Source organism: Paenibacillus sp. FSL H3-0310 (assembly GCF_038002785.1).
Classification (GTDB): Bacteria; Bacillota; Bacilli; order Paenibacillales; family Paenibacillaceae; genus Paenibacillus_AQ; species Paenibacillus_AQ odorifer.
Map to the genome: position 1 here is coordinate 1,135,585 of NZ_JBBODC010000001.1, position 12,042 is coordinate 1,147,626.

Here is a 12,042-nt window from a genome sequence, read left to right on the forward strand (position 1 = left end):
TGCCGATGATTACTTCTGCTGAGAGTAACGCCTTTACTACTCCTGCTGTAATCCGCCTGACGGATTATGGAGTACTGCCGGATTCTGGTTTAGACGCGCAGCCAGCCATGGTTCGGGCTATACAGGCTGTCGCTGAAATTCCCGGTCCGGTACTACTGGATTGCCCGAAGGGCTGCTATCATTTCTATCCGGACGAGGCCATCCGCAAACCTTATTTTATCTCTAATACTGCCAGTGAGGAAGAGAACAGGGATGTCACTAAGACCATCGGTATTTTGCTGAAGGGACAACATAATTTAACGCTGGAGGGCAATGATTCATTATTTATTTTTCACGGCAAGCAAACGATGCTCCTGCTGGATGGCTGCAAGAATGTGGAGATCCGTAATTTACATACCGACTATGCCCGGCCAACTGTGACGGAGATGACGATTACCGAAAGCGGTGACCATTCGTTCGATGTCCAAGTACATCCCGATTCACGTTATGAGATTAGGGAGGATAAGTTGGTCTGGATCGGTGAGGGCTGGAGCTTTTCTGAAGGCCCAATGCAGACTTATGATCCGCAGCGCAATACGACTTGGCGGATGGATAACTGGCTGGAGCAGGCAGACACTGTCGAGGAACTGGAGCCGATGAAGCTCCGTCTGCATTTTAATTTTCAGCCTGAGGTTATTCCGGGGCATGTTCTACAAAGCCGTGACGGCATCCGTGATCAGGTGGGCGTATTCATTACGGAAAGCTCGAACATCACCTTGAGCGATGTTGGGCTACATTTTCTGCATGGACTTGGCATCGTTGGCCAGTTCAGCGACAATCTCAGCTTCCGCCGTATGGATCTCTCACCGCGTCCGGAAACGGGACGAACGGTCACAGGCTTTGCGGACTTTATTCACATGTCTAGCTGCCGGGGAAAGGTGATCATTGCCGATAGTAATTTTTCTGGTTCACATGACGATCCCGTTAATGTCCATGGTACTTATCTGCGGATCGTAGAGCAGCCATCGGCGAATGTAGTAAAGGTCCGGTTCATGCATCATCAGACCTACGGATTCATGGCTTTCTATCCGGGGGACGAAATTGAATTTGTTCGCTCCGGTTCATTGACCACTTATGCGGCTAATGAAGTGGTCGAAGTGAAGCGGCTAAATCCACGCGAGCTTTTGTTGACGTTGGCTCATCCGGCTCCTGATGATATAGGCAGCCATGATGTTATAGAGAATGTTACCTGGACTCCAGAGGTTGAAGTCACTAATAATCACTTCGCGAGAGTACCCACCCGCGGTATTCTTGTGACAACCCGGCGCAAAGTGGAAATTAAGGGTAACATTTTTGAACGGATGCATATGAATGCCATTCTGATTGCAGTGGATGCTGAGTCCTGGTATGAATCCGGCAAGGTGGAGGATGTGATCATCAGCGGCAATCATTTTCTGGAATGTGGAAGTCAAAAGCATCCGGTTATCTTTATTTCGCCGGAGAATGTGGAGATAGATAAGCGTGCTCCCGTTCACCAGAGAATTGTCATCACGAATAACAAGTTTGAAAGTATTGATGTGTTGGCCCTTAGTGCCAAGAGCACCTGCGGACTGGTCTTTAAGTGCAATGGAATTCTGGCAGGCAGTGGTGAGGCGAGTCTTTCGAATCTTGATGATGCGATTGAATTAAATGCCTGCAGTGAGGTTGAAATTGCTGATAATTTATTAAATGACAGATGGTGAGGAGAGCGCGTATGAAACTTCAATATGACAAGCCAGCAAATGTATGGACGGAAGGACTTCCAATTGGGAATGGACGTCTGGGCGGTATGATCTTCGGTGGTGTGGAACAGGAGAAAATTAGTCTAAACGAGGATACGCTTTGGTCAGGATACCCAAAAGAGGGGAACAATCCCGGTGCTAAGAACGTTCTGCCAAAGGTGCGACAGCTGATTCAAGAAGGCCGTTATGTTGAGGCGGACACGCTGACCAGAGAAATGATGGGGCCGTATACTCAATCTTATTTACCTTTTGGTGATCTATTGCTTCGTTTTGAGCATGGCAACGTCTATCATTCTTATCAGCGTACACTGGATGTGGAAAATGCGCTGCATCGCATTGAATATCAGATTGGCAATGTTACTTATACCCGTGAGATGTTCGCTTCTCATCCTGATCAGTTGCTTGTACTTCGTTTGACCGCAAGTGTGCCAGGCGCATTGAATGTGCATGCCACGCTGGAAAGTCCACTCCGGCACAACCTTTATCCGCAAGGTGACAGCTTTGTTCTATCGGGAACGGCACCGGAGCATGTAGATCCAAGCTATTTCGGGAGCGACAATCCCATCCAATACGGTGAATTAGGCAGCAGCAAGGGAATGGCTTTCGAAGGACAACTCTCCGTGACGGCGGATGACGGCCAAGTAACGGTTGATGGCAGTGGGATTCATTTGCTGGGTGCGACAGCGGCAACCTTTTATTTCAGTGCGGCTACAGGTTTTAACGGGTATGACCTAATCCCGGGAATTGAAGGAAAAGATGCCTCCACCATTGCAGCTTCCTTCTTGGCAAGTGCTCAAGGCAAGTCTTACACCAGCCTGCTTCAAGCGCATATCACTGATTACCGGGCACTTTTCGATCGGGTGAAGCTTCGGCTGGGCAAGCCGCTGGCACCGGAAGGAATGTCAACCGAGCAGCGGATTACGACTTACTCCGCGCAAGATCCGGGTCTAGTTGAGCTGCTGTTTCATTTCGGACGTTATTTGCTGATCGCAAGCTCGCGTCCCGGAACGCAGGCCGCCAATCTTCAGGGAATATGGAATGCCTCTACTCGTCCGCCTTGGAGCAGTAACTATACACTGAATATCAATACAGAAATGAACTATTGGCCCGCTGAGATTTGCAATCTGGCAGAATGTCATGAGCCACTTTTGGATTTCGTCGGCAATCTGGCGAAGAGAGGGGCGGATACCGCTCGGACCAACTATGGCACCCGGGGCTGGGTAGCTCATCATAACTCGGATCTTTGGGCACACACTGCACCGGTAGGTGATTATGGTGATGGAGATCCAAGCTGGGCCTATTGGCCAATGGGCGGCATCTGGCTGACCCAGCATCTTTGGGAACATTTTGCTTTTGGCGGAGATACTGAATACTTGCGGACTTCGGCTTATCCTGTCATGAAGGAGGCGGCTCTGTTCGCATTGGATTGGCTGATTGACGACGGCAAGGGTAATCTTGTGACCTCCCCGTCCACTTCACCAGAGCATAAATTCCGGACAGCGGAGGGTGTGGCTGCGGTCAGCCCGGGTGCCACAATGGATATATCACTGATCTGGGAGTTGTTCACGAACTGTATCGAGGCATCAGTGATTCTTGGAACGGATGAAGCTTTGCGTGAAGAGCTGAAAAGTACCCGTGAGCGTCTATTGCCACTGCAGGTTGGCAAGTACGGGCAACTGCAGGAATGGTCCTCTGATTTTGAGGATGAGGACATGTACCACAGACATACCTCGCATCTGGTTGGAATTTATCCGGGCCGCCAGTTGTCAGAAGAAGAGACCCCTGAGCTATTTGCTGCGGCAAGAACCTCGCTGGAGCGGCGCGGGGATGAAAGCACAGGCTGGAGTCTGGGCTGGAGAGTCGCTTTATGGAGCCGCTTCCGGGATGGAAACCGTTCCTTGCGTCTGCTCTCCAACATGTTGCGGCTGGTGAAGGACGGGGAGTCGGAGCAATATAATCACGGCGGAGTTTATGCCAATCTGCTCGGTGCACATCCGCCGTTCCAGATTGATGGCAACTTTGCAGCCTCCGCCGGGATTGCCGAAATGCTGCTACAATCTCACCGCGGCTATCTCGAACTACTGCCTGCATTGCCGAATGAATGGCAGGAGGGAAGCGTTGCAGGTGTACGTGCCCGCGGTGGCTTTGAAGTCAGCATTCAGTGGGACAACGGCAAGCTAGTGGAAGCGCAGATCACTTCCCTGCTGGGCACAGAATGTGTGATCCGCATGAATACCCCACTTAAGGTAACCTGTGGCAGTCAGGATATACAGTGTGAACGTTCCGCCGAAGGAAGGGTAAGTTTCGCTACAACCGCGGGACAATCCTACAAGCTTATCATTGGTGATCAGCAATAATCCGTTTTATAAGCGTATGAACAGCAGTAGGACCTGAACGTTTGGTCCTGCTGCTGTTTTTTGCATTTTCAGCATGAAGCTTCAGGACCAGCAGAGTTTAGGTAGGATGTGTTAGATCGCGGTATGGATCGGAAGATTGTTGTATAGAAAACGCTTTATCCGCTCTTTATAATGAGGTCATACTTGGGGGATACAGCTACTGAGACTGCGGCCTTCAAGGTCCAAAATGCAGCAACAAGGAGGCAAATTATGCTAACTGACAGTAATACAACCGTAAACGTGAATACAGACACAACGTCTCTTATCCGTGTAACCAATGGCCTGGTGAATCTGGAGATTGATCTCGGAACGGGTGAGTCATCCGTTGTCGGCGGGACTTCTGCACATGTAAAGGGGATTCGCAGCGCCTTTCGCTGGCAGGGCCGGGAATATAATACTGAACACTATCAGAGCCACGTGCTGAAGTTGCAGGAAGAGGTTGTTCGTGAAGGTTTTGGTAAAGGTGTTCATCTAGTGATTGTGCATGAAACATCCCTGCTGCCTCAGCTGGAGCAGCATTTTTATATTTATGAGTCCTCCTCATATGTGTTGATGCAAAGTGTGATCGCAAGCGATGAGGATATCAAAGCGAACCGCATGGCGGTCATTCAGAGCAAATCGGTATCCCTCGGCGGCGAGTCAGGTCAACCGGATGAACCAAGCATCCTGCGTGTGCCTTACGACAACGATAAATGGGTCAGATATACAGTGGTGAAGCCACCTATGGATACAGAGAGCTACGAGGTAACGGCAGTGTTCGCACCGGATAGCCGGCGAGGAATTATCATGGGTTCCATAACTCACAAGGTGTGGAAAACGGGTATTCGTATCAAAAGCGAGCGAAGCGGCCAGATCGAGGAGCTGGATCTTTACGGTGGGGCTGTGAGTGAATTAACCCGCGACTTTCAGCCGCACGGTTATGTAAAAGGCAAAAGAGTGGAGTCTCCGCTCGTATTCGTAGGTTTTTATGATGATTACAGAGAAGGTCTTGAAGCTTACGGCCGGGCCAATACATGGATTGAAGCTCCACTGGCTTGGGAGGGTGGCGTTCCTGTTGGCTGGAATAGCTGGTCTGCTGCAATGGCTGATCTGGATTATGATTTGTATACGTCGACCAGTGAGTTTTTGAAAAAAGAAGTGCAGCCGTTAGGATTCCAGAATGAGGATACGCTGTACATCAACTTTGACGCTTTTTGGGATAATTTCACAGCAGAAGAAATGAAAAATGCACTTGAGCTAGTGCGGAAGAATGGTCATAGACCGGGAACTTACTGGACCCCTTTCGCTTTCTGGGGAAGTCCTACTCAGTTCGGAGATGTCGTGGAGGGTACGAACGGTAAATACACCTATGGCGATATCCTGCTTCGGGACAGCGAAGGAGAGATTCTGCCGGATGTTGATGGAGGGCTAGCCATTGACCCCACACATCCGGGGAACCTGCAAAGAATAGATTGGTATACAAAAAAATTCATCTCGGAAGGATTCGAGTATATCAAGCTGGATTTCCTGGCACATGGCGCACTGGAAGGCCAGCATCACAATCCGGAGATTACGACGGGCATTGCGGCGTATCACTACGGTATGTCCTACTTGCAGAATAAGCTGTCTCCAGAGGTTATTGGTCGACCGTTCTTTATTAATCTGTCCATCGCACCGTTGTTCCCTTATGCATTTGCACATAGCCGGCGTGTCTCTTGTGATGTTTTTGGCACGCTGCAGGATACAGAATATATGCTCAACTCTTTGACCCATGGCTGGTGGATGAGCGATTCATTGTACCGTTACAATGATCCCGACCATTCCGTACTGTACAAAAGCCATAACCAGGAAGCCACGGGCTGGCATGAAGGTCGCAGCCGACTAACTGCTTCGGTGATCGCGGGAACGGTGCTGCTGCTAGGGGATGACTTCCGAAAAGAGGAAGCCGCCGCCCGGGCTAAAGCTTGGCTGAGGAATAAGGATATTATGGATGTTGCTCGTCTTGGCAAAACCTTCAGACCGATAGAAGGGGACCTCGGCAAGCAATCCTGTGATACTTTTGTGCTCGAATCTGCAGAAGAAAATGCCTTTTATATAGCTGTCTTCAATTACGATGCTACGAAATCTGCTCCTAAATCTCTCTCATTAGAACGGGCAGGGCTGAATGCTCAAGCTGCTTACCAGCTGCTGGACCTATGGGAAGGTGTAGAAGGGGAAACCTCAGGAAAGCTGGAAGTTACGCTTGAACCCGCAGAATCTAAAATTTTCAAATTGACGGCAAAATAACAAAAGAATACGCGCCCTCTGCTTCTTGCGGATAGCGCGTATTCTTTTTTACAACCTATATTTGTATTCGGCTTTGCGGATTAAGGCGGTATTGTGTGGGATTTATGCCGTAGCAGGCACTGAAATGTCTGGAAAAGGGATGGATCGAAGGATAGCCTAATTTCTCAGCAATGGCAGTAACACTTAGCTCGCTCTCCAGAAGCAGACCTGCCGCCCGCCGCATAACGAGATTATGATGATAAGCGCGCGGCGTCATTCCGGTTTCTCGCAGAAACAGCTCATGAAAATAGGTTCGCTTGAGTCCGCAGAGCTGTGCCCAGTCTTCGATAGATTTACCACGTTCGGGATGAGTGTTCAAATACTCCAACAGGCGGACAATCCGGTAATCGCTTGGCTGATGCTGATGGAGGGCATTATACCAGCTTAATATCCAACCGTATAACAAGCTATGAACCGCTTCATTCCGGTAGAATATCGCTTCATTGTATATTTTGGCAATCATCACAAGACTATCGTATAGCTGTGGATATTTAGCTAGCGGGAAGACGCAAGGCAATTCGTTCAGCTCGGCACAGGGGACTTCGGTGGCCTTTTTCTCAAGCCTAAAGGGTTCAGGCGCATGGATAAAAGAAAGATTAGTAGACATAGGCGACTGCTTGTCCCACAAATCAAAATAGACATTGTAGGACGAGAGTGGATGAGAAGGGGAAATATGAAAGGCATGTGGCTGGCCGGGGCGCAGAAACACCAGTGTTCTACGCTCAATCGGATAACGAACTCCGTCGATTTCCATCTCACCGGGGCCATCGGTAAACAGATGAAAGGCGTAGGCATTGCCGACGCGCAGATGCTCATTGCTGCTTCCGTCGTACAGATAAGGCATGATTGCTCCAACATACGGTGTGATTTCAGATAGTTTGTTCATACTATACCCCTTTGCTAGCAGCATTTCTTAATTTTGGCCTGTAGTTAAATGTTTGGGATTACGGATAAATTGTCAAATGAATGAACGAGTCAACAAAGACTAGTAGTACTGATGATGTTACGATAAATGCGATAAATATACAATGTTAATAACAGAGAAAGCGGATTAATTAACAACAACTTTTGAAGGTCTATTACAGACAGGAGACGATCAAATGAGCGATTTTAAATTGTGGTATTCAACCCCTGCAACAAGCTGGTCGCAAGGGTTGCCGTTGGGTAACGGAAGAATAGGTGCTGTTGTAATGGCGGCGCCGCATCGTGAGGTGTGGAGCATGAGCGAGGTGACCTATTGGTCTGGGCAAACGGATCCCGACCCTGCTCCTGCCGGAGGTAGAACTGCGCTGGAAGAGATGCGAAGTCACTTTTTTGCCGGCGATTATGACAGCGGTGATCGTTTAGCCAAACAGTATTTACAGCCTAAAAAACAAAATTTCGGTACGAACCTGGGATTATGCGAGGTGGTTATTGATTTTGCCCAGGATGCGGATGTTAAATCAGGCGGTGTGTTTCGGCGGGAGCTGGAATTGACAAGTGCAGTGTCTGGGGCGGTCTATGAGAGCGGCGAAACAACAATCCGTCGAGAGGTCTTCGCTTCACATGCCGATGATCTGGTAGTTTCAAGAATTTGGAGCGATAGGCCTGGAGGTGTATCCTTTACGATTGCCATCGAAGGTGGGACAGAATCGTTTACGACTGAGGTTGTGGATGGCGACACTATTGAATTCAAGGGGCAAGCTACAGAAAAGGTGCACAGTAATGGTAAATGCGGGGTATGGGCAAAAGGGCAGCTCAAAATAAGTCTATCCGGCGGTACGATCTACAGGGGGGATGGCCGATTAAGAGTTTCCGGAGCTAATGAGGCCCGGATTTATTTTGGGGTCAGTACCGATTATCGCCGGAGCAATCAGGATTGGGAGACGGAGAGCTACAGCAACCTAAGGCAGGCATTAACCAAAGGTTATGCACAGTTAAAAGAAGATCATATTCAAGATTACCGTCAGGATTATGCAAAGGTGGATATTCAATTGGGTAGCTCCGGGAAAGAAGGTCTGCCTACCGATCAGCGGATTAGGTTACTGGCACAGGATCAGGCTGAGGACCCTCAGTTGTTCGCATTGTTCCTCCAGTATGGCCGCTACCTAACCATTGCCGGATCACGAGAAGATTCACCTCTTCCACTGCACTTGCAGGGAATCTGGAATGACGGTGAGGCTTGCCGTATGGGCTGGAGCTGCGACTATCATCTCGATATTAATACACAGATGAATTATTATCCGACAGAAGTCGTGAACCTTGCAGACAGCCACCTTCCATTGATGCGATATATTGAAGATTTATCTCAGGCGGGAAAATCAACTGCACGCGATTTATATGGCAGCAAAGGATGGGTAGCGCATGTATTCTCTAACGTCTGGGGGTTTACAGCTCCGGGCTGGGAAACCTCATGGGGGCTCAATGTCACAGGCGGATTATGGATTGCAATCCATCTGATGGAGCATTATGAATATAGTCAGGATCGTGTATTTCTAGAGCGCCAGGCATATCCTGTGCTAAAAGAAGCCGCAGAATTCTTCCTCGACTATATGACGATTCATCCGAAATATGGCTGGCTGGTGACGGGTCCTTCTAACTCGCCAGAGAACAGCTTCTATCCCGCAGATAGCAGCGAGGGTGCACAGCAGCTGTCTATGGGCTCGGCCATGGATCAAGTGCTCGTGCAAGATCTTTTCGAGTTCTGCCTGAAGTCTGCGGTGTTGCTCGATACAGATGTGGAGCTTCAGCTGAAGCTTAAGGAAGCTATGGCTAAGTTACCCCCGCTACAGATTGGTAAAAGAGGTCAGCTGCAGGAGTGGCTTGAAGATTATGAAGAAGCGCAACCTGAGCATCGACACTTGGCTCATTTGTTCGCTTTGTATCCAAGCAACCAGATTACACCGGACAGAACACCGGAGTTAAGCGCGGCAGCAAGGGTAACGCTGGAGAACCGGATGGCTCAGGAAGAACTGGAGGATGTAGAGTTCACCGCCGCCTTATTCGGTCTTAGTTTTGCCAGACTATATGACGGGGAGAAGGCGTATAAGCATATCTCTCATTTAATTAGCGGACTGTGCTTCGATAATCTGTTCAGTTTCTCCAAATCAGGGATTGGTGGGGCAGAGTGCAATATCTTTGTCGTGGATGGCAACTTTGGCGGGACGGCTACCATTGCAGAGATGCTGCTGCAAAGCCACGCGGATGAAATTCATCTGTTGCCAGCGCTTCCGCAAGCCTGGAATACAGGATCGGTGTCTGGATTACGAGCCAAAGGAAAGGTAGAGGTAGACGTAGTTTGGGAGAAGGGGCAGTTGACGGAAGCTACGCTTCGCACCTACGCACCGGGAACGGTGACCCTTCGATGGGGAGATCAGAGAACTACCTTCCAAGCAGAAACAGGAGGAAGCTACTATTTCAACAGCCAATTGGAGCTGTTATAATGATTCGGCGGGGGCGATGAGCCTCCGTTTTCATTATGCGTCCGAATAATGATGAGTAGGTATCGAAGGGCTATCTGGTCTGCTTAGGACCCGATAGCCTTTTTACGAACACGTTGGGATTAGATCTTACAAAGTAACGATTCATGCCTGAAAATGACTTACATTTATTTGGTCGATGATCGCCTAAGGGGAAAAGAATATAATAGGAGCAAATACAGACAACAAGAAGGAGGGAACCTCAGGTGTATAGTATTTTTTTGGTAGATGATGAAGAAATGGGTCTTGAGATGATGAGAGATTATATCCGCTGGGAAGAGATGGGCATCTATGTAGTCGGAACAGCGAGCAATGGTAGAGAAGCTTTGGAGAAAATAGAGGCTTTTCAACCGGATATTATTCTTACAGATGTTCAGATGCCGATAATGAATGGAATTGAGTTGGCTAAAAAAATACATGAATGTTATGACCAGATGCAAATTATGTTCCTCACCGGACATGATGAATTCCACTATGTTAAATCGGCCCTTAATGTAGGAGCTGTTGGATATTTACTGAAGCCGCTAGATTTGACTGAAATTGAAAGCGTTATCGAAAAGGTTAAAGCGCGCTGCGAAGAGGTTCAGATGAAACAACGTTCTATGGAGGCTGCTAAAACTAAGATTCTTAAGGAGCTTTCTTTTGAAAAAAATGCGGAGCAAGCCGCAGAGCTGGCAAATAACTTCAATAGGCTGACACGTCTCCCAGAGAGTAATCGTTATACCATGGCACTGTTCAGCATTGATCCCAAAGAGGCGGAGGGTGAGCAGCAGAGTCTGGAAGAGTGTATGAGCCGGTTGATTTCTTATCTGGATCACTTTTTTAAGGCGAAAAATATAGAGGTTGTTTTTGTTCCTTACAAGGATGGCGAGACAGGTGTGTTCATGGAAGCGACTCAACAGCCTGGCTATTATGCTTGGGAGGATTTAGCTGTGGCTATTCGTAGTGCGCTGGATTTTACGGTGACGGCAGCAGTCGGAGCGCAGGCAGCAGAATTAGCGCTGGTCCATAATCTGTATAAGCAGACGCGTGTGATTTTAAATGAACGTTTTTATAAAGGCACGGGCTTAATTATTCATGCCGAGGCTATTTCGAATCAGTTCGACAGTGAACATATGCCACCTTTTGAGAGAAAAGAGTGGTTTGAAGCTATCCATCAGCTGGATTTCGAGCAGGCCGCACAAAAGCTGCATCAATATTTCGTGGGACTGGCCACACTGAGAATCAAGAAAAAAATCATCTGTGATTGGGCGATTGATCTTGTTGATGAACTGCTAGAGCAGCTGCATCAGTCTGTTCCCGAGGGCTTTAAGCGGGCGGAGCTCTATCATTCCATCTATAATGCGCTGACTTTACATGAGATCGAGGATTTAATCCTGGGCACTGCGGGTGATGCCGTGAGCATGCTAGGTGAGCGACTTATGGATAAAAATACAAAGCTCGTCCACAAGGTTCGCACCGTGATTGAACAAAATTACGATCAGCCGATTACGATTAATAGTCTGTCTGATCAGGTTTATCTGTCACCGAACTACTTAAGATCTATTTTTAAGGATAAAACAGGCATCACGATCCACGATTATTTAACCCGTATTCGGCTTGATAAGGCTAAGGAGCTGCTCGCAGACGGGTCACTGAAGATTCAAGATATTGCCCAGAGAGTGGGGTACGAAAGCACGTCTTATTTTATTTCTCTATTTCTGAAGAACCTTGGGGTCACACCTAACGAGTACAGGAAAAATATTTAACCTTCCGCACTTCTGCTTACTGAATAGAAAGAAAAGTCGCTTTCCTTTATGAATTGTAAACTTGCGATATGGAAAGATGCCCCTTTGCTTTTTACAATAAGCATGTATTACAACTCAGCACATGTGAGGGGCTTGATTCATTATTGCGATTAAAGGAAGCTTTTTTACACATCTAATTGCGATAGCGCTTTCAAGAAATCCAGACGGCAATAGTTGGATACAGCATTCTTGAGAGAGTAATCGGTACGGGCCGTACATTCCTTACATGACGTTACTTACAACAAGGAGAGGAGTTCTGAAGACGTTATTTGGAAAGAGGAACAACTGATGAATTGCAACCGGAAGGCTTTTCTTATATCAGAAAGTTAAATGGAGG

At 48.1% G+C, this 12,042-nt stretch carries 6 protein-coding genes; 5 read left to right on the plus strand and 1 reads right to left on the minus strand.

The annotated features are described in order from the left end of the window. Nucleotides 1-5 precede the first annotated feature (5 nt). From MHH63_RS05135 to MHH63_RS05145, 3 genes are all read left to right on the plus strand, one after another. Entirely contained in the window at nucleotides 6-1,721 is a 1,716-nt protein-coding gene (locus MHH63_RS05135; protein ID WP_341143417.1) for an alpha-1,3-galactosidase-related protein, read from the plus strand. A gap of 11 nt (nucleotides 1,722-1,732) precedes the next feature. Next, nucleotides 1,733-4,117, plus strand: a complete 2,385-nt coding sequence (locus tag MHH63_RS05140) for a glycoside hydrolase family 95 protein (protein WP_341171280.1) — start codon at nucleotides 1,733-1,735, stop codon at nucleotides 4,115-4,117. Between the two features lie 249 nt (nucleotides 4,118-4,366). Continuing rightward, entirely contained in the window at nucleotides 4,367-6,421 is a 2,055-nt protein-coding gene (locus MHH63_RS05145; protein WP_341171281.1) for an alpha-galactosidase, read from the plus strand. Between the two features lie 55 nt (nucleotides 6,422-6,476). On the opposite strand, the gene MHH63_RS05150 is transcribed toward MHH63_RS05145, so the two are convergent. Continuing rightward, on the minus strand, nucleotides 6,477-7,346 hold the full coding sequence (locus MHH63_RS05150; RefSeq protein WP_341171282.1) for a helix-turn-helix domain-containing protein: 870 nt from the start codon (nucleotides 7,344-7,346) through the stop codon (nucleotides 6,477-6,479). Nucleotides 7,347-7,560: 214 nt separating this feature from the next. Between MHH63_RS05150 and MHH63_RS05155 the strand changes: the two genes are divergently transcribed. Together MHH63_RS05155 and MHH63_RS05160 are read left to right on the plus strand one after the other, a co-directional pair. After that, a complete protein-coding gene (locus tag MHH63_RS05155; protein ID WP_339281280.1) occupies nucleotides 7,561-9,882 on the plus strand; it encodes a glycoside hydrolase family 95 protein in 2,322 nt (773 codons plus the stop codon). Between the two features lie 242 nt (nucleotides 9,883-10,124). Next, nucleotides 10,125-11,666: a response regulator gene (locus MHH63_RS05160; protein ID WP_076187456.1), complete on the plus strand. Its 1,542-nt coding sequence runs from the start codon at nucleotides 10,125-10,127 to the stop codon at nucleotides 11,664-11,666. Nucleotides 11,667-12,042 lie beyond the last annotated feature (376 nt).